A 23,301-nucleotide genomic window follows, 5' to 3' on the forward strand; every position below is an offset into this window, starting at 1 on the left:
TATCATATAATTGAGGACAGAAGTCTGCGAAACTCCGTTCAACGTCATATTTAGATTGTGACTATACTGTTAATTATATTAACTAAACGTAAGAAAAATCACAACAAATATAAAAATGAATCCCCAGATTGGCAATATCTCGTCTCAATTCATAAAATTATGAATTGACAGGCGGAATGAATATATAAAAAAAGCCGGCTTGCTGCATGCAAACCGGCTTCTCAAAGAGCGGCAAACGAGGCTCGAACTCGCGACCCTCAGCTTGGGAAGCTGATGCTCTACCAACTGAGCTACTACCGCATCTGTTTCTGTGGGGACAAATGTAGATGTTTTTTTTCGACTTTACAAATTATTGCCGTACTTTTACCCTTAAATTGAGAAAAGAAGTCATGGTAAAGATTGGTCTGTTATCCGATACCCACGCCTGGTGGGACAACCGTTACGCGAAATATTTTGCCGAGTGCGACGAGATTTGGCACGCGGGCGACATCGGCTCGGTCGAGCTGGCCGACCGCTTCGAGGCGCTGAAGCCCTTCCGGGCCGTCTATGGCAACATCGACGGTCACGAATTGCGCCTGCGCTACCCGCAACACCAGCGGTTTACCATCGAGGGGGTGGACGTGTGGATGACCCACATCGGCGGATACCCCGGCAAATATGCCCGCGAGGTGATACCCCAGATTTACATTCATCCGCCCAAACTCTTCATCTCGGGCCACTCGCACATCCTGAAGGTACTCTACGACAAAACCCTGAAATGCCTTCATATCAACCCCGGAGCCGCCGGTCTGTACGGATTCCACAAGAAACGCACCCTCGTGCGCTTCGTCATCGACGGGGCCGAAATCAAAGACCTCGAGGTCATCGAACTGGCCGACCGTAGGCAGGGTGGCTAACACGGTCTGCGGCCGCTCGACAATCTCATCTTCATGGAATAACAACTAACTATCAGATATTCAACTCCTGACGCACGGTCTCGATAAACTCCCAGAATACCGAGGCGAAGGGCTCGATGATGGAGCGCTTGGGGTCCTCGGCCGGAATGAGGGCGCGCAGGCCGCCTTTGAAGCAGCGGATGTCGATGCGGGTACCCATCTCGACAGGCTCACCATCGAGGTGCATGGCCCCCGGTTTCTCGCGCTTGATGACGAGCGACTCGGTGGTAAAGCTCTTGATGTTGGCATCCTGGTCGATATGCTTGGTGAAGAGCAACAGGGCCAACCCCGCCGTGTCGAAGGGGGTAAAGGGCATGAGCACCGTGACGTCTATTTTGCCGTCCTGCATGCTGGCATGGGGGGCGATATAGGCGTTGTTGCCATATTGCGAGGCGTTGCCGCAGGCAATGAGGAAGGCCTTCTCGGTGACAGTACCGTCGGGCATCTCAATCTGATAGGTCTCCGACTTGTACTTGAGGTACTCGGTGAGCGCCTTGGCCACATAGGCCAGCTTGCCGCGACGTTTTCCCTGCGCAAACTTGAGGCTCACCAGCGCGTCGAACCCCACCCCGCAAGTACAGAAGAAGGGGCGGCCGTTGGCCGTGCAGTAGTCGAGGTCGGCAATCACGCCGTCGTTGACAATCTCGAGTGCCTTGCGGGCATCCATCGAAATGCCCAGGTGGCGGGCCAACCCGTTGCCCGAACCCACCGGCACAATGGCCAGGGCCGTGGGGGTGTTTATCAATTCGCGGGCAATCTCGTTGCAGGTACCGTCGCCCCCGACCGAGAGCACCACATCTACCCCGTCGGCAACAGCCTGACGGGTCATCTCGGCCGCATGGCCGGCATATTGGGTGAAGCGGCACTCCACGCTGTATTTCGACGGGTCTATCACCTCGTCGATCAAGGCAGGCAGTTCCTCTTTATCTTTGGTTCCCGAAATGGGATTTATGATGGCTAAGATTTTTTTCGGTGCAGACATAGCATCTTTTTTGTTTCGAAAATAGAGGTAAACCTCTCGTGTGGAGCCTCTTGCATCGATGTCGACACAGCCGCATCCAAGCGACCCGGCTCGACCGCGATTTACCGCAGCGGGGACAAAGTTAATAAATATTCCCAAATTCACACACTCCGGCCGCGGCTTCTGCAGGCAAGGCTGTTAAATAGCGTTTCACTATCGAGGCTATTCACAAACATCTTGCTACCTTTGCTGTTGTTACATCACATACAAACAACTAATCTCGAATACTGTTTTATGAATGCTTTTCAAAATCCGCTGGTCCGTATCATCGCCTCTATCGCCGTGGGGTTGCTGTTGATATTCTATCCCAACGCCGCCCTGCCCACCATACTCTTCATTATCGGTATCCTGGTGGGGATACCCAGTCTCTACACCATTCTGTTCTATCTGCTGAGCGGCGACCATAAACACCTGCCGTTCCCGGTGATGTCGGCCATCCTGCTGCTGTTCGGGTGTTCGCTCATCCTGGTGCCCAGTTGGTACATCGGGGTGACCATCTACGTGCTGGGGGGTGCACTCATCTTAATCGGAGTTTACCAGTTGCTCTATCTGCTCACACTGAAGAAGACCATCAAGCGCAAGGCGGGGTGGCTCTCCTATCTGCTGCCGGTGATTGTTCTGCTTATCGGTATCGAGATTCTGGTCAATCCCTTCTCGGCGACCGAGCGCATCATTGTCGCCACCTTCGGTGCGGCCACACTGCTCTACGGCATCACCGACCTGATGTACTACATTCGCCTGCGGTAATCGAGTCGATTAAAAGTCGATGGAGAGACGCAGGTTTATCTGCCTGCGGGTAAGGTAGTTGGGCACGGCATACTGGGCATTGGTAATGTCGGTGACCCAATAGTAGGAGTTCACGTTGCTGATGTCGAAGAGGTTGAACACGTCGATACCAATCCACACGCTTTTCAGGTTGCGGAAGATACCCCGCTGCAGGAGTTTGTCTTCGCCCCCCACCAGCAGACGCGAAGCTCCGATGTCGATACGCTTGTAGGCCGGGGCCCTGAAGTAGCCCGCCTGACGTCCCTTGCGGGGCGAACCCACCGGCAGACCGTCGGCCAGGATAGCCCGCAGGCTGAATTTGTATTTGGGGAAGCGGGGCACATAGTCCTGGAAGTAGAGCCCCACGCTGTACCGCTGGTCGGTAGGTCGGGGCAGTTTGATGCCGCCGATTTCCTCCTGCGTCTTCATCAGCGAGAAGGTGAGCCACGAGTCGACCCCGGGCACAAACTGCCCGAAGAGCTTCAGGTCGATACCGGCGGCGTAGCCCTTGGCCTCGTTCTGCCCGCTGTACCACACCCGCAGGTTGTCGATTTCGTAGGGAATGAGGTTATCGAGTTTCTTGTAGTAGAGTTCGGCCGTGAATTTGAACGGACGGTCCAACGCCCGAAACGAATAGTCGCCGCCGAGCACCACGTGTATCGAGCGTTGCGACTTGATGTTGCGGTTCAACTGCACCACGTAATTGTTGGAGGCATCGCACACCGTGTCGCGCAACTCCTTGTAGAAGGGGGCCTGGTAATAGAGACCGCCGGCCAGGCGGGCCGTAATCTGCTCGTTGGCGGCCGGGATGAAGGTAATCGAGGCCCGCGGACTCACCAGCGTCTCCTTGTTGAAGCCCCAGTACGAGGCCCGCACACCACCGGTGAAGATGAGCCGCCCCCACAAGGTGCGCATCCGATAGGTATCCTGCAGATAGGCCGAGAGGCGGTGGCTCTCCATGTCCTGCTTCGAAAAGAGGTTGTAAATCATCTCGACCGACTGCCCGGTATGCGGTAGCGAATAGCCGGCCGAGTCGCGCATCTCCCACTCGCGCACGCGGTCGTAAATCTGTTCGTACTGGTGGGTGAATCCCCACTTCAGCTCGTTCTGTCCCAACTTGGTAGCCCCCTTGATCGAGGTGGCAATCACCGAGGCCTTGAGTCGGTTGCGGGCATGCTCGTGATAGGTGCCCACGCCCAGCGTACCGGTATTTTCGGTAGCCTCGCCATCACCGTTATCAGCCAGCTCGTCGAGCCAGTATTGCCCCGAAATGTCGTAGGTCACCAGCTCGTTGGTGACAAAGGCCGAGGTCATCAAGGCCCACTGGGTATATTTGTCGGGGAAGAAGTTCAGCGACAGAGCCCCGAAATAGGTCTCGAACTTGTCGCGCTCCCCGCCGTCGAAATAGACCTTGAACTGCTTGGCATTCGTGGCCGTACCAAATGAGGTATTGCGCTCGTGGGGGGTGAACTTGTAGTCGTTGATGGCAATGTTGCCCAGGAACGAAGCCTCCCACTTGGGGGCGAACTTATAGGTGAGATAGGTTTGATAATCGAAGAACGACGGCTCATATTCGCCCTTGGTATCGAGCGAGCTCAACAGGGTGGAGTTGGTCTTGTAGCGGATACCGTGCAGTTGCGAGAACTTCTTGGTACTCTGCCCAATCGAGGCGGTGGCCCCCAGAAAGCTGGCCGACACCGACCCCTCGAAAGCCTCGGGGTGCTTGTAGATAATATCGAGCACCGACGACATCTTGTCGCCATACTCGGCCGAGAAACCGCCCGACGAAAAGCCTACGGCCCCCACCATATCGGGGTTGATGATACTCAACCCCTCCTGCTGTCCCGACCGCACCGTGAGCGGACGATACACCTCGATACCGTTGATGTAGACGATATTCTCGTCGAAGTTACCGCCCCGCACCGAGTATTGCGAACTCAACTCGTTGCTCGAGTTGACCCCGGCAAAGGTGGTGAGCATCGCCTCGATACTGCCGCCCGAGGCATCGGGCATCAGCTTGAGGTCCTTCGTGTCGATAGTCTGCAGCGTACTGGTCTGCCGGCGGTGAGTCGCCACCACCACCTCGCTCAGCATCTTCGAGTTCTTGTTCAGCCGCACCGACAGCGAGACATCTTTCGTGAGGTTGAGCAGCTGCCGCTGCTCCTCGCGGTAGCCCAGGCACGAGTAGATGACCACAATCGAGTCGCCCGCCGGTATGGAGAGCTGATACTCGCCCTTGAGGTCGGTCATCGTGCCCATGGTCGTCCCCGCCACACGCACCGTAGCCAGTTCGATAGGCTGGTTGTCGCTGTCGTAGACCCGGCCCGTGAGTTTCACACGCCCTTGCGCCGCCAGCTCGAGCACCGCACCTATCGCGACAAAAAGGAGTAATATCTTGTATTTCATCGGGATTCTATACACAACGTGCCCCGTTTGTCGAGAGGCACATTTAATAAACGCAAAAAAGCGTCGTTCAGTATGCGGCCCGCCGAAAAGTAGCGAAAAAAGTTTTCGCAGATTCCCCGCGTAAGCATTAGGTTTTGTATCTTTGCTACTGGAAGAGATGCAGGCTCGTGTCCCCGCTCGTCTGTACGCCACACAGCCGGGGCCGAACGTCACCTCCTCCAATTCATGAAATACAAACCGTAAAAACATTACCCTTATGAATAATCTGCACGATCTGTTGATGCACCGCCGGAGCATCCGCAAGTATACCGACCAACCGCTGTCGCCCGACTCGGTGAAGCTGATTCTCGAGGCCGGGCTGCTCGCCCCCTCGTCGAAACGCTGTACCCCTTGGGAGTTTATCGCCGTCGAAGACAAAGAGGTGCTGGCCCGCCTGGCTGCCTGCAAGACGGCCGGAGCCAAGCCTGTCGAAGGGGCTGCCTTGGCTATCGTCGTGACGGCCGACATGACCCTTACCGATACCTGGGTCGAGGATGCCTCGATTGCCGCCATACTCATGCAACTGCAAGCGGCCGACCTGGGGCTGGGCAGCTGCTGGATTCAGGTGCGCAACCGATTCGGGGCCGACGACGAACCGGCCGAAGACATCGTACGCAGCATACTGGGCATACCCGAAACGATGGGCGTGCTCTGCATCCTCTCCATCGGCCACAAGGACGAGGAGCGCAAGCCCTTCGACGAAGAGAAGATGATGTGGGAAAAGGTGCATATAGGCAAATGGGAATGAACGACGCAACGATGAAGATAGTCCTGATCGGTGCCGGCAACCTGGCTACGAGGCTGGCACTGGTGTTGCGGGAGAAGGGTCTCGCCCCGGCGTGGGTATATAGCCGCACCGAAGAGTCGGCCCGGCGGTTGGGCGAACAGTTGCCCCGCTGCCGCTACACGACCGACCTCAACAGTCTGCCTGCCGACGGCGACCTCTATATTTTCGCCGTGAAGGACTCGGTACTGCCCGACCTACTTGCCCGTATGCCGGCCAACAACGGGCTGTGGGTACACACGGCCGGCAGTGTAGACTGCGAAATATTCTGCCCCTACTCGACCCGCTACGGAGTCTTCTACCCCATGCAGACCTTCAGCAAGGAGCGCGAGGTGGCATTCGACAACATTCCCCTCTTCATCGAGGCCAACAGCGAAGCCGATGCCGACCTGCTGTACCACCTGGCCGCCCGGCTCTCGGGCCGCGTCTACCGGGCCGACTCGGAGCAACGCAAGTATCTGCACCTGGCTGCCGTCTTTGCCTGCAACTTCACCAACCACCTCTATGTGCTATGCGACCGCATCCTGCAGGAACACGGACTGCCTTTCGAGGCGATGCTGCCCCTTATCCGAGAAACGGCCGACAAGGTGGCCGACATGTCGCCCTTCGATGCCCAGACGGGCCCGGCCATCCGATACGACCGCAACATCATCGCCAAACAGGAGGCACTGCTCTCCGACCCCACGATGCGCGAGATTTACAGTCTGATGAGCCGCAGCATTCACGAAATCCATAACCCCGATAAAACCAAACAACCATGAGCCGAACCGATTTCGACCTGACAAAAATAAAAGCCTTTGCCTTCGACGTGGACGGCGTGCTGTCGTCCGACTCCATACCCCTGCACCCCTCGGGCGAACCCATGCGGGTCATCAACATCAAAGACGGATATGCCTTGCAACTGGCGGCCAAACTGGGATACCCCGTGGCCATCATCACCGGCGGACGCACCGAGGCGGTGCGCAAACGCTTCGAGGGGCTGGGCCTCTCGCACGTCTACATGGGCGTGGCCGTGAAAATCAAGATATTCGAACAGTGGCTCGCCGAGTGCGGCCTGCAAGCCGACGAGGTGATGTACATGGGCGACGATATCCCCGACTACGAGGTGATGCAGGTAGCCGGTCTGCCCGCCTGCCCGGCCGATGCGGCACCCGAAATCAAACAGATTGCCCGCTACGTTTCGCCCCTCTGCGGCGGGATGGGTTGTGGCCGCGACATCATCGAACAGGTGCTGCGCGCCCAAGGCAAATGGATGGCCGACGAAAAGGCGTTCGGCTGGTAAACCTCAGAAAAAACGATTGACTATGTTATCGAATCTCCAGAAATACGAAATACTGCTGGCGAGCAACTCGCCACGTCGCCGCGAGCTCCTGGCCGGGCTCGACATCGAATACCGCGTAACGGCTCTGCCCGAGGTGGACGAGTCGTACCCCGCTACCCTCTCGGGTGAAGAGATTCCGCTCTACATCTCGCAGGAGAAGGCGGCCGCCTATCGCAGCCAGATGAAAGAAAACACGCTGCTCATCACGGCCGATACCATCGTCTGGCTCGACGGCCGGGTCTATGGCAAGCCGCACGATCTGGCCGATGCCAAAGCCATGCTGCGGGCCCTCTCGGGTAAGACGCACACCGTCATCACCGGGGTTACGCTCACCTCGATGCAGAAGCAAATCTCCTTTGCCGTATCGACCGAGGTCGACTTCGCCCCCCTCACCGACGACGAAATAGACTACTACGTAGACCGCTACCGCCCGCTCGACAAGGCCGGCGCCTATGGCGTACAGGAGTGGATTGGCTACATCGGTGTGACCGGGTTGCACGGCAGCTACTACAACGTAATGGGGCTGCCTATCCAGCGGCTCTACACCGAGTTGAAGAGATTCTAAGAGTCATCCCACAAAAATACCAAACGGCTCTCTTCTGGACCCCGCATCGAGGTGCGGGGGACACGCACGTCATACCGCGCTACGACGCGGTATCCAGGAATAACCGAAAATTACCGGCAAAAGCCTATTCCCTCGACTTCACCTTCTGGACCCCACATCACGGTGCGGGGTGACACACACGTCATTCCGCGCCCCGACGCGGAATCCAGAAAATACCCGGGCAGGAATACCGGCAAGAGATACTCTCCTCTCCATATTCCAAAAGCTGGCCCCCGTATTTCGATGTGGGGCAACTAACCGCATCATTTATAAGGCGATGCCCAGAACCAAGCCTCGTTCGAGGTGCTGAACGAGTTGTCATAGGGTTCGCCCTCGGGCGAGAGGGTGACGTAGCGCGGCATCACTTTTCCCTCGATACGGGTCTCGTTGTCGAAACCGCTAATATCGGAACATTGCAGATAATAGAGGTTCTTGCTCATGTAGTAGTTCAGGTAGTAATCGGTCGTGCAAGCCACTTGATGATTCCAGTTGGCATCCTCGTTCACCGTGACGAACTGGCCCGTTTTCAACCGGTCGCGCACCTCCGAGAGGCCAAGCAGATTGCCCTCCTCGTCCATCACATAGGCGCCCCAGGTGGGGTCTACCCACACCCACTTGTCGAGGGTGCAGGAGTAGACGGCGTTGATGACGTGGCAGTCGTTGATATAGCTCTTGGGCAGGCAGGTGACATAGCGCGACTTGAAGCCCATGGCCAGATAGCACTCATTGAGCATCTGCGCCATCATGCGGCAGTTGACACCCCGGTCTTCGCGCTTGCAGATTTCGTAGATGGCAATGGCATTCTTCACCTTGGGATTGTATGACGACCCGTCGTGACGGATGGTGTTGTGTACCCACAACAGCAAGTTCTTGATTTTCGAGATTTCGTCGCCCGCACCCGCAATGCTGTCGAGGTTGAAGTAGCGGCGCACCCGCACCAGGTTGCTGTCGTTGGGCTCCATATAGGTAAAGGCCGGCAGCGAGTCGGTAGAGGCGGTGTTGTCATAGCCGGGCGACTTGCGGAGTATGTAGTTGAAATCGCCCACCTCGCGCAACTGGGCCAGGAGCCGCTGAAAACGCTTGTCGCCCCGGATATTGTCCAGGTCGGTATCCTGCCGGGCATGGGCATAGTCGTAGTAACCATGCCGGATAGCCTGCTCGAAGGCATCGATAGCCGCCCGCTTGCGCCCCTTGAGCGAGAGGCAGCAGGCCAGGTTGTAATAGGCCTCGGTGAAACACCACGAACTCTGGTCGATTACCGAGTCGGGCAACGACTTGCAACGGTCGAAAAACTGCCGGTAGGTCTTCTCGATCAGATTGTAGTTCTTCCAACTTTTCTGTATCACCGGCTGCACCTGGCTCTCGTAATACACCTGCACGCTATCGGCATTCCATTCTCTCTCGGCAGCCCAACTCCCGAAACAGAGGGGCAAAAGCATCAGCCACAAAAATCGTTTCATAGACTCGTATGTTTGTTCGTATATAGATGAGACGCAAATATATCGTATTTGTTACAACTTTTTCTCGTTTTTTTTAGACAAATAGCGTTTATCCTATTGGTCCCCGCATCGCCGTACGGGGCGATACCACAATAGAAGAGAGGCGCGACACGGGTCTCTCTCCCCACGACACACCTCTCGTCATCTTTCACACTTGCCCGGTCGTTATCGTTTCACACCTTTGACGACAATCACCTCGCGATTGCCCAACACCCGGAAGAAGTAAGTTCCCGGGGCCCAGCCCGAAGCGTCGACTGTCACTTGCCGCTCTACGTCGCTCAACTCGCGGCTATACCACTCGCGACCCTTCTCGTCGACTACCATCAACCGGCGGGAATCTTCGGGCAACAACACCGTCACCTCCTGGTCGAAAATCGAGGGGCAGAGCGTGGCCGGAGCTTGAGCTACAGCCTCGACGGCGCTCACGCCATTCACGCTTTGCGTCACCTTGATGTCGTAGGTCGATATGCTGTCGTTGATGGTAAGGGTAGCCACCCGCTCGTCGATGCCGTCGGGCAGACGGTCGTACGAGACAAGCAGCGTGTCGAGGGTAAGCCCGTTGGGCTGACCTACCACGCGGCACCAGTCGGCACTGCTCTCGATAGGGGTCTCATAGCCGTAAATCGAGAAGAAGGGATACTTACTCGTACCGGCCTCTTTGCCTACCACCAGCGGACCGCGGTCGGTCGGGATGGGCGACATCACCGAGTGCACGATCGAGGGCATAATCAGATAAGAGGTGTGGTTGGCTCCGGCGGGGAAATAGGTGCTCACATCGACCCACTGGTCATCTTTATACATATAGGCCGTGTTGCCGTGGTCGCGGAAATCGGCCATGGCAAACGACACGTCTACACTGTCGTTCTTCTCGGGGATACCATCGACCACGATAAAGAACTCGTCGTCGATGACCTTGGGGTTGAACTCAAAGGCAGTGCCTACCATCGTACTGCCCGAAGGGGTATCGAGCTCGAACACACGCCACCAGGTGGAGTCGAGTTTCTTGCCCGGCAGACCGTTTTCGCTGGTATAGAGGTGCACGCCCACGTCGGCAATCTGGTCGGTGAGGCTCGTAGCCGAAGCGGTAACAAAATAGACATAGGCCCCAAATACCAAAATGGGACGCGAGGGTTTGGAGAACTTCTCGGCGTAGGCCGTAATGCCTATGGTATTGGTACCGGGGAAGGTACCCCAGTCTTCCATGTCGAAGGTGGTCGGCTGGTCGCCCGGCTCGAAGTTGGTAATGAGTCCGCTGTACTCGACCGATACATCGGTGGCATCTTCCGACTCACCGTGCTCGTTGGCCACCTGCAGATTCACCGATTGCTGGTGCAGGAAGTTATAGGCCACCACGGGATTCTCTTCGTTCGAGGTTACCTGGGCATACGACTCGGGGCTCACACCGCCGAAGGTCCACTGCCACGAAGTGGGATACCCCGTCGAGTTGTCGTGATACTGCACACCCACCAGCGGGGCCACCATGGGCAGACGCGTCTCGCTGTACCGGAAGGTGGCAGGCGGCAGAATGTGAGCTACAGGAGCCACGCCGGTCACCTTGACAAAGGCGGTGCGGGTCTTGGTATCGCTGCCGTCGGCATTGCTCACCGTCAGGGTCACGTCATAGACTCCGTCGCGGGTGTAGTATACCCGGGGATTCTGTTCGGTCGAGGTCTCCGGTGTCCCGCCGGGGAACGACCACTGCCAGGCCGTGGGATTCCCGGTCGACATGTCGGCAAAGGCGATCTCCTCGCCGGTAGTCACCTCTACCTGGTCGACGGCCTCCACACCGGTCATCTGCAACCCGTCGATGGTAAAGTCGCCCATGTAGCCGCCCACGTTCATATCGTCGTCCGAACCGGCCGTATAGGTAAAACGTATCTGAACTTTCTGTCCGGCATACTTCTCGAGCGACACGGCAAACTCGTGCCAGCGCCAGGGTTTCTCGCCGTTCTCGTCGCCGCTGTTCCACAGCAGTTCCGAAGTAGCGAAGGCATCGGTCGACACCGAGATATGCAGGCGGCAATAGTCGTCCATATTCTGGCTGAAGCCCACATACCCCTTCAGCATGGCGTTGGCCGGTACATCGATTAGCGGACTGGTAGCCGAAGCAATATCTCGCTCATACCGCCGGGAAGGCCCTCCGATAAAAAGCGACTGCGTGTCATCGGAATCGATGGCCGTGAAACTCTTGTCGCCGGTCATCTTTTTCAACTCCCACGAGAAAGACTCGGCATCGGTCAGGGTCCAACCCGTTGCTCCGTCGTCGAAATCTTCCTTCCACACCGTCACGGCGCTACCTGTACTCTGGCAACTGAAGTCGGCCGTCACACTGGCCGAGGTCGAACGGAACAGCTGTTTCTTCATCGATTGTTTCCCGGCAAACGAAATGTGCGGTGCCTCTTCGGTCGGGGCTACCCGATCGTGCACCCGTTCGTTGGCCCATTGCTGCGCTCCCACCGGGCAAACGGCCCAGAGCGCAGTAGTCAAGATCAGGTTTACAATAACGCTTTTCATACACTTACACGATTAAAAAATTATTGGATGAATTTGATTCGTTGCAAAATCTCCCACCCGCTATCCAGCAGGCCGTATGGCATAATATGTAGATGAAGTTTTTTCATAGCTATTCTATATATTTCTAATATCGGCAGGACTACAAAACTCAAAGGTAGTAAAAATTTACAATTTGAAAATATTATTGACGATATTTTTTTAATTAGAAAATAAAATAGGATTACATTCTAAAAAATATAATAGATTTTGCATCTTATTCTGGCAATTTGTTCTCTGCCCTGCAACTCGCTCCATAAGCTCCTGCACTCCATACTCTACCCGCTTGCACCGGGTGCATACATTTACTACCTTTGTCGCTCGAAAATATCGCCCACTGTGAACCTCTATATCTTCAACCCCGAGAACGACCTGGCCCTGGCCTTCGGCGGCATCAACTACACGCCGCCCCCTGCCGCCCAACGCATCGCGCGCGAGCTGGCCCTGCTGCCGCTGTGGTATGCCCGCGAGGGGGAGGAGACGACGATATGCTCTGCCGAGCCGGTGCCCGACGACTTCCGCCACAGCCTCGAGCCGCTGGGGCTCGCGGTCTCGACCGTCGCGTTCAAGCAAATCGGCGAACTGCCCTTCGACCGCATCGAGGTGTGGGGGTGGAACCTCGCCCTGGCTCACCGCCTGCATCAGGCCGGCGTGGACAATCGGCTGCTCCCCTCGCCCGAACAGTGCAACCACTTGCGCCGCCTGGCCCATCGCCGCCTGGCTACCGAGGCGGGCCGATACCTCGCCTCGCACATCGACTACCCCATGCCCCCGCTGCCGGTCGAGCTGCATACACCCGACGAGGTGCAGGCCTTTACCGAGCAGAGCGACCGCAAGGTACTCAAGGCGCCCTGGTCGGGCAGCGGACGCGGCCTCTACTGGAACCTCTACGGCTACGATACCTCGCTGGCACAATGGAGCAACGGCGTGTTGCAAAAGCAGGGGGTACTGATGGGTGAACCCTTTTACGAGAAAGAGCGTGACTGGGCCATGGAGTTTTACAGCGACGGTACCCGCGTGACCTTTGCCGGATACTCGTCGTTCCTTACCGACAACCACGGAGCTTATAAGGAGAACCGGCTCACCACCGATCACCGCCTGCACAAGGAGCTCAGTGCGGCCGTCGGCCCCCACATCGTCACGGCCGTGCGCGAGGCCCTTGCCAGCTTCTTCACCGAACGCGTTGCCCCGGTCTATACCGGCTACCTCGGGGTCGACATGATGACCTACCTCGCCCCCGACGGCACAACCCGGCTGCACCCCTTCGTCGAAATAAACCTGCGCATGAATATGGGCGTGGTGGCCCGCCGCATCGCCGACCGCTTCGTGGCTCCGGGCTGCGAGGGGCACTACCGCATCGACTATTTCCCCCGGCCCGGCACCCTCTATCGCGACCACCTGGAGCGCCTCCACCAACACCCCGCCCGGATTGTCGACGGCCGCTTCGCCGGCGGATACTTTGCCCTTACCCCGGTTCTACCCGACAGCCAATACCGCGCCTGCATCGAATTTGATGCCCGATGAATAATACCCGCAAAACTACCGGCAAAAAGGATTTTACCCAGCTACACATCTCTGGACCCCGCATCACAGTGCGGGGTGACACCCTCGTCATACCGCGCCACGACGCGGTATCCAGAAATACCCGCAAAACTACCGGCGATAGACAATCTACCGGGCTACACATCACGAGACCCAGCTACGCAAATTTAAGACATAAACAATTGTATATAAACTGATTACATATCGAGAAAAGGGTTCGAACAGGTACAAAAAAAATTGATTGTCTCACGACAACCAATCTTTGTTAACCTTAATCTTAATCTAATACTATGAAAAACACAGTGCAAATATAGGCACTTTCTGTTATACAACATAATTTTCAAGCATATTTCATACCGATTTAATATTATTTAAGTATCGACAAACCAACCAACGATGCGGCAAACCATTTTTACTCCTTGCAGTAAGAGGCAAACGTCAGGCGGTTTGCACGGTGTGGCGATATGTCGTATCTTTGCAGCCATGAAAGAATCACAGTCACTCATCGAAAAGGCGTGCCGCAACCTGAACATCGATTCGCTGAACGGCATGCAGAAACAAATGCTCGAGACGGCGCAACGCCCCAACGACATCATCCTGCTATCGCCCACCGGGTCGGGCAAGACACTGGCCTTCCTGCTGCCGGTGCTGCTGCGTATCGACCCGCGGGCTGCCGGTGTACAGGCGCTGGTGCTGGTGCCTTCGCGCGAACTGGCGCTGCAAATCGAGAGCGTGCTGCGCAAGATTGCCGCAGGCATCAAAATCGTATGTTGCTACGGAGGCCACTCGGTGCGCGAGGAGAGCAAGTCGCTCGAGGTGGCTCCGGCCCTCGTGGTGGGTACTCCGGGCCGCATTGCCGACCACCTGCGCCGCGGACGCCTGTCGCTCGACACCCTCGACACGCTGGTACTCGACGAGTTTGACAAATGCCTTGCCCTGGGTTTCCACGACGAGATGAAAGAGATTATCGCCCCACTCGAGGGAGTGAAGAAAAAGATTCTCACCTCGGCCACCGACAGCGAATCGCTGCCGGCATTCACCGCCCTGCGCCGCCCGGTGAAGCTCGACTTTCTGGGCTCGAAACGGAGCGAGGAGAGCACGAACGAGCGGCTGACACTCTACCGCATCGACTCGCCCGTGAAGGACAAGCTCGACACCCTGCTGCTCCTGCTGCGCAACCTGAAGCCGGGGCTTACGCTCGTCTTCTGCAACCAGCGCGAGAGCGTGGAGCGGGTGCAGCAGTTCCTCACCGACCGGGGTATCATTGCCGAATCGTTTCACGGCGGCATGGAGCAGGCCGACCGCGAACGGGCCCTCTGTAAATTCCGCAACCACAGCAGCTACATCTGCATCTCGACCGACCTGGCCGCCCGCGGCCTCGACATCCCCGAGGTGAAATATATCATCCATTATCACCTGCCTGTCGACCTCGAGAGCTTCACCCACCGCAACGGCCGCACCGCCCGCATGCACGCCGAGGGCGAGGCCTTCCTGATTGTGGGCCCCACCGAGCAACTGCCCGAGTATGCCAATCAAGCGACCGACTTCAGGCTGGACCCCAAGGCCAACTGGCTGCAAACGCCGCCGATGGCCACCCTGCACTTTGCCGCCGGTAAAAAGGAGAAGATTAGCAAGGGCGACATCGTGGGATTCCTCACCCAGAAGGGCGGACTGGCGGCCGACGAAATCGGTCTCATCGAGGTAAAAGACCATTACAGCTACGCCGCCGTAGCGCGCAACAAGGCACACGAAACGCTGCGCCGCCTTCGCGACGAAAAGATAAAAGGCAAAAAGGCAAAGATTTCGTTCAGCTACTGATGGCTCCACGCCCCTCTGTCACCCCGCACCCCGATGCGGGGTCCAGTCGAGTACAAGCAAAAGGGAATGTATTTTGCAGATATTTACCCCAGCCAGTATTCTTGGATTCCGCGTCGTAGCGCGGTATGACGTGCGTGTCACCCCGCACCCCGATGCGGGGTCCAGTCAAATGCAAGCAAAAGGAAATGTATTTTGCAGGTATTACCCCTGCCAGTACCTGGATACCGCGTCGTAGCGCGGTATGACGTGCGTGTCACCCCGCACCCCGATGCGGGGTCCAGTCAAATGCAAGCAAAAGGAAATGTATTTTACAGGTATTACCCCTGCCAGTACCTGGATACCGCGTCGTAGCGCGGTATGACGTGCGTGTCACCCCGCACCCCGATGCGGGGTCCAGAGACAATCTTCAGCAATAAGTCTTGCAGGTATTTCCCCTTTATTTACCGGCCTCGACCATCTGCTCGAAAGCCTTCCACAACTTGTCGTCGGGTACGGGAGCCGTCACGCTGATGAGCTGTTTCGACACGGGATGGACAAACTCGACATGGCGGGCATGGAGCGAGATACCGCCGTCGGGGTTGGAGCGCTCGGCCCCATACTTCAAATCGCCCTTGATAGGCGACCCTATCTTGGCCAACTGGCAGCGTATCTGGTGGTGACGCCCCGTCTTCAGATTCACCTCGAGCAACGTATAGCGGTCGCTGTGAGCCAACACGCGATAGTCGAGCACCGCCCGTTTGGCTCCCGGCCGCTCCCGGTCATAGGCCACCGACTTGTTGCTCTTCTCGTTGCGCACCAGGTAGTGCACCAGTTCGCCGCTCTCCTGCTCGGGGGCCTGCTTCACGATAGCCCAATACTGCTTTTTCACCTCGCCGTTGCGGAACATCTCGTTCAACCGGGCCAGCGCCTTGCTCGTTTTGGCAAAGACCACCAGCCCGCTCACGGGACGGTCGAGGCGATGAGTCACCCCCACGAAGACATTGCCCGGCTTGTTGTACTTCTCCTTGAGCCAAGCCTTCAGCATCTCGCTCAACGGCGTGTCGCCCGTCTTGTCGCCCTGCACGATTTCGGAGCAGGTCTTGTTGACGATAATCACATGATTGTCTTCGTAGAGTACCTCCATAGTTATCCCGTTTTTTTCGGCACAAAGATAGTGCAAACCTCTCAAGCATGCAACCCGAGAGAATGCTAACCTCGAGCTATGAAACACACGCCCGCGACAATCAGCAATATGCCTACTACCTTAGAAACATTCAACGGCTCATTCAATAAAAAATACCCGATCAGCAATGTGATGACATACCCCAGACTCACCATCGGATAGGCCTTGCTCAATTCCATTCGCGACAGCACATAAAGCCAAAAGAGCATACTCACACCATAGCAAAGAATGCCGCTCCACAGGTAATAATTGTGAAAAAGGAGGCGGAGCATCTCAACCACAGAACCCTTCAAGGTCCAATTTGTCATACCCATCTTCAAAAAATACTGGGCAACGGCTCCCAACAAAATACTGATAAAGGCCAACAGATAAATCATACTTACATCTTTTTACACCAGATAGCCCGATCGGCCAAATCCAACATATACCGGTCTCCCCGACTATCGCCATAGGCATATAAATAATAGCTCTCCCGCCGAGGTTCCTCTGCCAGAAATCGGTTTACTTTCTCTTGACCGTAACAATTTCTAGAGGCGAATCGGCCGGTCAACCGACCGTCCTCATCAACCTCCACCTCGGTCGCAATCACATGAGATATACCCGACTTTCGTGCCCATGGCAGAATCCACTCTTTCACACTGGCACTGACGATATAAACCGTATCGCCCTGTCGTTGATGCTGCAACAACTTTTGAAAAACCGAATGCTTTATCATCTGGTCTACAGTATCGGCAAAACATTCGCCCCAACGGCAAAATTCATTATACGACATTCCTTTGAAGAAATGAGAAAAAAACTTCTGCTTCACTTTCCAGTTGGGATACAACCTCAATTTATAAGCTACCAATAGAGGGGCATGCCACAACAGGCCTCCGTAAAGAGCAGGTGCACCCTTTACAAATTTAATAAATTCCAATAAGGTATCTTTGCGAGTAATCGTTCCATCGAAATCGAACGTCGCCACAGTCCTCTTTTTCATATCAGATGTATATAATTACAAAGAAAGAAAGTATCCATCCCACAACACAGAGTTGGATGAACAGATCGTGCATCAATACACGAGTAGGGCTTCCACTTTTTACATCGACAATTGTCAGCTGCAAGTAGCGAATAAGTCCGGCCAACACGAAAACCGACGTAACATACAAATAGGGAGTTCCCATACGAGAAACCACCTCTTCCGACACCGTGTACATGATGTAACACACCATAATTATGGTTGCCAGAATGGTTATGACTTGATTTATAAAAGCCAAATTATACCTGCTCACATTTTTCCGCAATACTACTCCGGTTTCTTCAAATGCCACTACATCGTCACGACGCTTGGCAAAAGCCAGAAAGAGAGCCAACAGGAATGTCATCAATATGATCCAATGTGAAATCCATATACCCGTAACCAATCCACCCAACAAGACTCTCAAAACAAATCCTGTAGCAATGATAAAAACATCGACTATTGCTACATTTTTAAGTTTTATGCAATAGACGACATTCATTATAAAATAGGTCAATAACACCCCTGCTACTTTATAAAAAAGAGCTTGGGGGAAATAAATGCAAGTCAACAATATGGATAGAACTGCCATTACCCCCATTAGACAATAACCCATATTCTTCGAGACTCTCCCCGAAGCAATAGGACGAAAGCGCTTCTTGGCATGCCTTCGGTCTGCCTCAACATCCCATATATCATTGAAACAGTAAATCGAACTTGCCATAAAACTGAATGCAAAGAAAGCAACCACTGTTGCCAAGAAATAGTCGTAATGAAGAATTTGCCCAGAAAAGAACAAGGGAAGAAAAACAAATCCATTTTTTATCCATTGGTGAGGCCGCAGTAGAAGAATAAAATCTTTCATCTTCAAAAAAATATTTAGACTAAAAACAAAAGTATATGTAAAATTTTACAGTCACAAATATCACCTTCTTTATCTGCAAGAATTATTTACAATAACATAAAGATTTACAACGTATTGTCATATTCGCCCTAAAAATTTTTCTTTTTTGAGCCGTTTTTTTGCAACGGAACTCGAAGTTTTTACGTCTATAAGAGAAAAGACGATACAGAATGAAACAAACGCTCCCGGCCACCCTGCTTGCGGTGGCTCTCTCTACCTTGTGCGCACACGGTGCCACCCCCGAAACTTCGACTCATGCAGACGATTCCATCGCCGTAGTCTATGCCGATACCACCGGCCTGAATGTCGACTCTATCGAAAGTTCGCTCAAGCAGGTCGACCTCGACGAGGTGACTGTCGAGGCTTCGTCGTGGGTGCAGAAGGCCGACCGCAACCTGTTATTTCCCAACGCCCAGCAGATAAAGCAATCGCGCAACGGCTTGCAGTTGCTCCAGAAGTTGCAGATTCCCGGCGTCATCATAAACCCCTCGGACCAAAGCATTGCCCTGGCCGACAAGAGCGAGGTGAGCCTGCGCATCAATGGCCGCCCCGCCGACAACAAGGAGATTCAGGCTCTTTCGCCCGAGCAGATTGTGCGCGTCGAGTACATCGACAATCCCGGCGTACGCTACGGCGAGGTGAGTGCCGTAATCGATTTCATCGTCAAGAACCCCACCTCGGGCGGCAGCTTCATGGGCGACATCAGCCAAAGCGTCAACCGGGGATTCGGCGAATACTGGCTCGCAGCCAAGGTGAACAGCGGCAAGTCTGAGTTCTCCTACTCGGGTTGGTGCTCGCCCCGTTGGAATATAGAGATGCTGCGCGACAATACCGAACACTACGAACTGCCCGACGGCACCCGCTATACCCGCACCGAGGAGAGTCTCGACGGGAACAAATTCGAACAGTGGACCAACGGCCATTCGCTCAACTACAACTACCTCGACCCTCAAAAGCAGATGTTCAACGCCTCGCTCAACTTCTATTATGGTCACCAAGAGAACCTTTACCGAGGTATCCTCACCGACCATTCGCCCGGCGGCACGACCAGCCTCATGCTCGACGACTCGAAAACGCATCGTATCAGGCCCTCGCTTAACCTCTACTATCAATACAACTTCGACAAAGACCAGCTGCTCATGGCCAACGTCGTGGCCAGCTACGAGCGACCCAACAGCCACCGCATCTATACCGAGGATGAACTCATCTATACCGACAACGGCTTTACCACCGGCTCGCCGCTGGTCGACATCGACAACCTCATCAAGAACCGCACCTACTCGATACTGGGCGAAGTCGACTATGAAAAGAGGTGGAAAAACAGCCGCGTGACGGCCGGTATCCGCCACACGCAGTCGTGGATTACCAACGACTATGTGGCGCAGGGCGTCGACGACCACATGAACCAGGGCAACAGCTACATCTTCGGCGAATACTGGATGCGGCTGGGAAAACATTTCGACTTCTCGGCCGGCATCGGATACAGCCTCTACTCCTATGTGCCGCGCGACCGGGAGTCGCACCTCTACTCCATCTGGCGGCCCCGTATCTCGGCCCGATACACCATCGACGACCACTCGTCGCTGCGGTTCAACTTCGTGCGCATGGGCAGCGTCATCAGCCTCGACATGCTCAGCCCCGTGGTGCAGGATGTCGACGGCATACAGCAATCGACCGGCAACCCCGATGTCAAGCCCTATGCCACCTACAAGTACGACCTGCAATACCAGTACAACCGCGGCATCTTCTACGGCAAGCTGGGAGCCTTCTATACCCATGCCCCGGGAGCCATCATGCCCGAAAAGGTGTGGGTAGGCGAAAAAATCCTCACCCGCTACAACAACCAGCGAAATGCCGAAGAGCTGCGTTTCTACCTCGATACCCGGGTAACGGCCATCCCCAACTGGCTCACCCTCAGTGTCGGGCCCGCCTGGCACCGCTACTGGATGCGGGGCAACAACTACACCCACGTCTACAACAACTTCTATTGCTACGCCACCTTCGAACTGTCGCACTGGGGATTTTCGCTCGAGGGTATGCTCCAGACCAACTTCAACCGGTTCTGGGGAGAGACGCTCAATGGCGGAGAGAACGTGCACACCCTCAAGCTCACCTACAACTACAAGGACTGGAATTTCGGGGTGATGGTGTTCGACCCCTTCGTCAACGACTACAAAGTGAAAAGCGAGAACTGGAACCGCTACGCCGGATACCAACAGACAATGACCTCGAACATGGTCAAACAACTGGTTGTCGTCAGCGTGAGCTGGAACCTCAACTGGGGCCGCCGATACGAGGCTGGCGAGCAGCGCATCAACAACGCGATAGGCGGCGGTGGTGTCAATGCCGCCGGCAAATAACCCCTGTCCGTCGGGCCGGCCCCTCCCCCCCCCCGCGGCCAACAGGTTCCCGGCCTGGCATCCAACAGAAACAAAACGGGGCCGTATCGTTTGCGCGATACAGCCCCGTTCTTTATGCAGGTTTCTGAATTACATGTTCATACCACCGCAGCAGTGGATAACCTGACCCGTTACATACGACGACAGGTCAGATGCGAGGAACGTAGCCACGTTGGCCACATCTTCGGGCGTTCCGCCACGACGCAGAGGAATCTGTTTGGCCCATTCGGCTTTCACCTCGTCGGAGAGAGCGGCCGTCATGTCGGTGATGATGAAGCCCGGAGCGATAGCGTTGGCACGTACACCACGCGAGCCCAGCTCTTTGGCAATCGACTTGGCCAAACCAATCATACCGGCCTTCGATGCCGAGTAGTTGCACTGTCCGGCGTTACCCGATACACCTACCACCGAAGCCATGTTGATGATGCTTCCGCCCTTCTGTTTCATCATGATGGGCGTAACGGCGTGGATGAAGTTGAAAGCCGACTTGAGGTTTACGTTGATAACCATATCCCATTGTTGCTCGGTCATACGCATCATCAGACCGTCGCGAGTGATACCGGCATTGTTTACCAGGATGTCGATACGGCCGAAGTCCTTCACGATTTCGGCAACCACGCTGTGAGCCTCCTCGAAGTTGGCGGCATTCGAAGCATACCCTTTGGCACGTACACCCAGAGCGGCAATCTCTTGCTCGGTAGCTTTTCCGTTCTCGTCGATGGCGAGGTCGGTAAATGCAATATCAGCTCCTTCCGAAGCGAATTTCAGGGCGATAGCTTTTCCTATACCCCGTGCTGCACCAGTAATGACAGCAACTTTTCCTTCCAGTAATTTCATAATTTTCTTGTTTATATGCAGGGCCGCAAGTCGCCTCGCCGCCCTCGGTTAATAAAATTATCGTTTTATCCCGTACAAGATGAAATCCAGGATGTAATCCTTCAGCCGCGACCGCTCGATGCCCGACTCGGCAAAGTTGTCGCGAATGTAGGGCACATCGAGCCCCCGCAACGCATAGTGCAGCACCGAGGCGGTAGCCGTCACATTGGGGATATGAAACACCCCCTGCTCTACCCCTTCGGTGAGGATGCTCCGCAAGAGCGCCTCCTCGCGGATGTCGATGCTGCGCCGGGCCTTCTCCACCTTCCAGATGTCGCGGAAGAACTCGGCCCGCAGCGTACCGTTGCGCACCACCGCCTCCTTGACCGCCTCCAGCCGGGTGTTGATGTAGTGGAGCAACTTCTCCTCGGGCGGCAAGTCGCGGTTGGCAAGCCCCTCGAGCCGGGCATACAGGTGCTCCGACTCGGCCTCGACCACGGCCCAATAGATTTCGTTCTTGTTTTTGAAATAGGTATAGATCGTGCGACGCCCTTTCCCCGACGCTTCGGCTATATCGTTCATCGTCGTAGCTGCCACCCCTTTGCGGGCAAACAACTGGCGAGCCACATCGATAAGCAATTCACGCGTACGAACCATAAACCTGTCTCTTTTTTTTCAGTTGCACAATCGTGCAAAACGTGTGCGAAATTACATATTTTTATTATTAAAAACCAAAGTATGCACTTCGTTTTTCAAACCGCACGAAGTGCTAAAAACTTTAACACAACAATAACTATTTGACACACAATATTTTAATTCAAAATCATCAAATCAGGCTAAAAAAATATATCCAAACATTTGCTTTTTCAATTATTCTCCGTACCTTTGCACTCACAAACACCGCGGGGTGGAGCAGTGGTAGCTCGTTGGGCTCATAACCCAAAGGTCGTCGGTTCGAGTCCGGCTCCCGCAACCAAGACAAAGGGTCGCAACAGCGACCCTTTTTTCGTATCTACCCCTCCCCCTTCTCTTATGTCGGCCTCCCGAAAATATTCAGAGGATACAAAATTATTCCGTAATTCTGCAAAAAGAATATACCTGCTTGAAATCAAGAGAGTTAGAAGAATTACCTCGTTTTGAGGTAATGAGTTGGCAACCGTTCCAATTGCCGTGGTCTGCATCGCTTTGCTTGTTCGGATAACTCTTACGGATGTAAATATAGTGAAATATAGCAGGCAAAAAGAAAAATAAAGCCATTTTCTTTTTGCCTGCTTACATTGTTTTATTCAATTAAATAAGATGGATGTGCCCTATATCACTTCAATCCTTATCTTACAATCCTTTTTACCTTGCAAAATAGAATGGCAGAGCGTGATATTAAATTTCAGTTCTTTCCAAAGGCTTTGCATAGAATAAATGACACTTTGGCGGGAACATTCACAGAGTAAAGGTGTAGTGATATAACCTTTCTTGCACAAATCGCAAGTACACGCTAAGAAAATAAGATGATATATACGCCCTTTCTCTACCACCTCTCCTTTTACTCCCGGTAAATCATTTGCCATTTGAAAGAAAACATCCAAGTCACCTTTCGCGTCCTCATAGAGTTTTCTATAAACGGAAAGCGTACCGCCATTCACACAATTCTTTCCGCATTCCGAAAAGAATTGTTCTCTTTGTTCTGCTGTAAGTTTAGCAATTCCTTTCTCAAATCCTTTGAACCAATCAGAGTTTCCCAT

General features: G+C 54.6%; 20 protein-coding genes and 2 tRNA genes. 10 read left to right on the forward strand and 12 right to left on the reverse strand.

Annotated elements, in window-relative coordinates:
• Positions 1-227: 227 nt before the first annotated feature.
• Positions 228-300, reverse strand: a tRNA-Gly gene (locus NW211_RS09375).
• An 89-nt stretch (positions 301-389) separates the two neighbouring features.
• Here NW211_RS09375 and NW211_RS09380 point away from each other — a divergent pair.
• Positions 390-896 (forward strand): metallophosphoesterase, encoded by a 507-nt coding sequence (locus NW211_RS09380; RefSeq protein ID WP_258327660.1) that lies wholly within the window; start codon positions 390-392, stop codon positions 894-896.
• Positions 897-948: 52 nt separating this feature from the next.
• Here the strand turns inward: NW211_RS09380 and NW211_RS09385 are convergent, their stop codons facing one another.
• Positions 949-1,917 carry a diacylglycerol kinase family protein gene (locus NW211_RS09385; protein WP_258327661.1) on the reverse strand — a complete coding sequence of 323 codons (969 nt, stop codon included), beginning with the start codon at positions 1,915-1,917 and terminating at the stop codon, positions 949-951.
• A gap of 273 nt (positions 1,918-2,190) precedes the next feature.
• Between NW211_RS09385 and NW211_RS09390 the strand changes: the two genes are divergently transcribed.
• Positions 2,191-2,703, forward strand: a complete 513-nt coding sequence (locus NW211_RS09390; RefSeq protein ID WP_258327662.1) for a DUF308 domain-containing protein — start codon at positions 2,191-2,193, stop codon at positions 2,701-2,703.
• 9 nt (positions 2,704-2,712) lie between these two features.
• Here NW211_RS09390 and NW211_RS09395 read toward each other — a convergent pair whose 3' ends face one another.
• Positions 2,713-5,127 carry a TonB-dependent receptor gene (locus NW211_RS09395; protein WP_258327663.1) on the reverse strand — a complete coding sequence of 805 codons (2,415 nt, stop codon included), beginning with the start codon at positions 5,125-5,127 and terminating at the stop codon, positions 2,713-2,715.
• A 256-nt stretch (positions 5,128-5,383) separates the two neighbouring features.
• On the opposite strand from NW211_RS09395, the gene NW211_RS09400 reads away from it, so the two are divergent.
• From NW211_RS09400 to NW211_RS09415, 4 genes are read left to right on the forward strand one after another with little or no spacing between them, the layout of a single operon-like run.
• Positions 5,384-5,914, forward strand: a complete 531-nt coding sequence (locus tag NW211_RS09400; protein ID WP_087408449.1) for a nitroreductase family protein — start codon at positions 5,384-5,386, stop codon at positions 5,912-5,914.
• Positions 5,915-5,925: 11 nt separating this feature from the next.
• Positions 5,926-6,711, forward strand: a complete 786-nt coding sequence (locus NW211_RS09405) for a Rossmann-like and DUF2520 domain-containing protein (RefSeq protein ID WP_258327664.1) — start codon at positions 5,926-5,928, stop codon at positions 6,709-6,711.
• Positions 6,708-7,232: an HAD family hydrolase gene (locus NW211_RS09410; protein WP_258327665.1), complete on the forward strand. Its 525-nt coding sequence runs from the start codon at positions 6,708-6,710 to the stop codon at positions 7,230-7,232. Before NW211_RS09405 ends, NW211_RS09410 begins: the two co-directional genes overlap by 4 nt.
• A gap of 22 nt (positions 7,233-7,254) precedes the next feature.
• Complete coding sequence (locus NW211_RS09415) at positions 7,255-7,836, forward strand: Maf-like protein (protein ID WP_087408447.1); 582 nt, start codon at positions 7,255-7,257, stop codon at positions 7,834-7,836.
• Between the two features lie 302 nt (positions 7,837-8,138).
• Here the strand turns inward: NW211_RS09415 and NW211_RS09420 are convergent, their stop codons facing one another.
• Positions 8,139-9,335 (reverse strand): TPR end-of-group domain-containing protein, encoded by a 1,197-nt coding sequence (locus NW211_RS09420; protein WP_258327666.1) that lies wholly within the window; start codon positions 9,333-9,335, stop codon positions 8,139-8,141.
• A 204-nt stretch (positions 9,336-9,539) separates the two neighbouring features.
• A complete protein-coding gene (locus NW211_RS09425) occupies positions 9,540-11,888 on the reverse strand; it encodes a PKD domain-containing protein (protein WP_258327667.1) in 2,349 nt (782 codons plus the stop codon).
• A gap of 375 nt (positions 11,889-12,263) precedes the next feature.
• On the opposite strand from NW211_RS09425, the gene NW211_RS09430 reads away from it, so the two are divergent.
• Positions 12,264-13,448: a hypothetical protein gene (locus NW211_RS09430; protein ID WP_258327668.1), complete on the forward strand. Its 1,185-nt coding sequence runs from the start codon at positions 12,264-12,266 to the stop codon at positions 13,446-13,448.
• 501 nt (positions 13,449-13,949) lie between these two features.
• Entirely contained in the window at positions 13,950-15,284 is a 1,335-nt protein-coding gene (locus NW211_RS09435; RefSeq protein ID WP_258327669.1) for a DEAD/DEAH box helicase, read from the forward strand.
• Positions 15,285-15,720: 436 nt separating this feature from the next.
• Here the strand turns inward: NW211_RS09435 and NW211_RS09440 are convergent, their stop codons facing one another.
• The 4 genes from NW211_RS09440 to NW211_RS09455 all read right to left on the reverse strand — a co-directional run bounded on the left by NW211_RS09440 (position 15,721) and on the right by NW211_RS09455 (position 18,308).
• A complete protein-coding gene (locus tag NW211_RS09440) occupies positions 15,721-16,407 on the reverse strand; it encodes an RluA family pseudouridine synthase (protein WP_258327670.1) in 687 nt (228 codons plus the stop codon).
• A gap of 65 nt (positions 16,408-16,472) precedes the next feature.
• Positions 16,473-16,823: an EamA family transporter gene (locus tag NW211_RS09445; RefSeq protein WP_258327671.1), complete on the reverse strand. Its 351-nt coding sequence runs from the start codon at positions 16,821-16,823 to the stop codon at positions 16,473-16,475.
• Positions 16,824-16,825: 2 nt separating this feature from the next.
• Positions 16,826-17,425, reverse strand: a complete 600-nt coding sequence (locus NW211_RS09450) for an HAD-IB family hydrolase (RefSeq protein ID WP_258327672.1) — start codon at positions 17,423-17,425, stop codon at positions 16,826-16,828.
• A gap of 1 nt (position 17,426) precedes the next feature.
• A complete protein-coding gene (locus NW211_RS09455; protein WP_258327673.1) occupies positions 17,427-18,308 on the reverse strand; it encodes a decaprenyl-phosphate phosphoribosyltransferase in 882 nt (293 codons plus the stop codon).
• A 209-nt stretch (positions 18,309-18,517) separates the two neighbouring features.
• On the opposite strand from NW211_RS09455, the gene NW211_RS09460 reads away from it, so the two are divergent.
• The gene (locus tag NW211_RS09460) at positions 18,518-20,707 is read left to right on the forward strand and encodes a TonB-dependent siderophore receptor (protein ID WP_258327674.1); all 2,190 of its coding nucleotides are present in this window, start codon (positions 18,518-18,520) and stop codon (positions 20,705-20,707) included.
• A 129-nt stretch (positions 20,708-20,836) separates the two neighbouring features.
• On the opposite strand, the gene fabG is transcribed toward NW211_RS09460, so the two are convergent.
• A complete protein-coding gene (gene fabG, locus NW211_RS09465; RefSeq protein WP_087408439.1) occupies positions 20,837-21,583 on the reverse strand; it encodes a 3-oxoacyl-[acyl-carrier-protein] reductase in 747 nt (248 codons plus the stop codon).
• A gap of 57 nt (positions 21,584-21,640) precedes the next feature.
• Positions 21,641-22,219 carry a TetR/AcrR family transcriptional regulator gene (locus tag NW211_RS09470; protein WP_087408438.1) on the reverse strand — a complete coding sequence of 193 codons (579 nt, stop codon included), beginning with the start codon at positions 22,217-22,219 and terminating at the stop codon, positions 21,641-21,643.
• A 244-nt stretch (positions 22,220-22,463) separates the two neighbouring features.
• Between NW211_RS09470 and NW211_RS09475 the strand changes: the two genes are divergently transcribed.
• Positions 22,464-22,538 (forward strand) — tRNA-Met (locus NW211_RS09475).
• A 334-nt stretch (positions 22,539-22,872) separates the two neighbouring features.
• Here NW211_RS09475 and NW211_RS09480 read toward each other — a convergent pair.
• Entirely contained in the window at positions 22,873-23,301 is a 429-nt protein-coding gene (locus NW211_RS09480; protein ID WP_258327696.1) for a hypothetical protein, read from the reverse strand.

The sequence above is a fragment of the Barnesiella sp. ET7 genome, from assembly GCF_024733785.1.
Classification (GTDB): Bacteria; Bacteroidota; Bacteroidia; order Bacteroidales; family Barnesiellaceae; genus Barnesiella; species Barnesiella merdigallinarum.

What these genes read in the sequence shown, in the direction of transcription:
- NW211_RS09380 (WP_258327660.1), top strand. Translation starts at nt 390, where the DNA reads ATGGTAAAGATTGGTCTGTTATCCGATACCCACGCCTGGTGGGACAAC.
- NW211_RS09385 (WP_258327661.1), bottom strand. Translation starts at nt 1,917, where the DNA reads ATGTCTGCACCGAAAAAAATCTTAGCCATCATAAATCCCATTTCGGGA.
- NW211_RS09390 (WP_258327662.1), top strand. Translation starts at nt 2,191, where the DNA reads ATGAATGCTTTTCAAAATCCGCTGGTCCGTATCATCGCCTCTATCGCC.
- NW211_RS09395 (WP_258327663.1), bottom strand. Translation starts at nt 5,127, where the DNA reads ATGAAATACAAGATATTACTCCTTTTTGTCGCGATAGGTGCGGTGCTC.
- NW211_RS09400 (WP_087408449.1), top strand. Translation starts at nt 5,384, where the DNA reads ATGAATAATCTGCACGATCTGTTGATGCACCGCCGGAGCATCCGCAAG.
- NW211_RS09405 (WP_258327664.1), top strand. Translation starts at nt 5,926, where the DNA reads ATGAAGATAGTCCTGATCGGTGCCGGCAACCTGGCTACGAGGCTGGCA.
- NW211_RS09410 (WP_258327665.1), top strand. Translation starts at nt 6,708, where the DNA reads ATGAGCCGAACCGATTTCGACCTGACAAAAATAAAAGCCTTTGCCTTC.
- NW211_RS09415 (WP_087408447.1), top strand. Translation starts at nt 7,255, where the DNA reads ATGTTATCGAATCTCCAGAAATACGAAATACTGCTGGCGAGCAACTCG.
- NW211_RS09420 (WP_258327666.1), bottom strand. Translation starts at nt 9,335, where the DNA reads ATGAAACGATTTTTGTGGCTGATGCTTTTGCCCCTCTGTTTCGGGAGT.
- NW211_RS09425 (WP_258327667.1), bottom strand. Translation starts at nt 11,888, where the DNA reads ATGAAAAGCGTTATTGTAAACCTGATCTTGACTACTGCGCTCTGGGCC.
- NW211_RS09435 (WP_258327669.1), top strand. Translation starts at nt 13,950, where the DNA reads ATGAAAGAATCACAGTCACTCATCGAAAAGGCGTGCCGCAACCTGAAC.
- NW211_RS09440 (WP_258327670.1), bottom strand. Translation starts at nt 16,407, where the DNA reads ATGGAGGTACTCTACGAAGACAATCATGTGATTATCGTCAACAAGACC.
- NW211_RS09445 (WP_258327671.1), bottom strand. Translation starts at nt 16,823, where the DNA reads ATGATTTATCTGTTGGCCTTTATCAGTATTTTGTTGGGAGCCGTTGCC.
- NW211_RS09450 (WP_258327672.1), bottom strand. Translation starts at nt 17,425, where the DNA reads ATGAAAAAGAGGACTGTGGCGACGTTCGATTTCGATGGAACGATTACT.
- NW211_RS09455 (WP_258327673.1), bottom strand. Translation starts at nt 18,308, where the DNA reads ATGAAAGATTTTATTCTTCTACTGCGGCCTCACCAATGGATAAAAAAT.
- NW211_RS09460 (WP_258327674.1), top strand. Translation starts at nt 18,518, where the DNA reads ATGAAACAAACGCTCCCGGCCACCCTGCTTGCGGTGGCTCTCTCTACC.
- fabG (WP_087408439.1), bottom strand. Translation starts at nt 21,583, where the DNA reads ATGAAATTACTGGAAGGAAAAGTTGCTGTCATTACTGGTGCAGCACGG.
- NW211_RS09470 (WP_087408438.1), bottom strand. Translation starts at nt 22,219, where the DNA reads ATGGTTCGTACGCGTGAATTGCTTATCGATGTGGCTCGCCAGTTGTTT.
- NW211_RS09480 (WP_258327696.1), bottom strand. Translation starts at nt 23,301, where the DNA reads ATGGGAAACTCTGATTGGTTCAAAGGATTTGAGAAAGGAATTGCTAAA.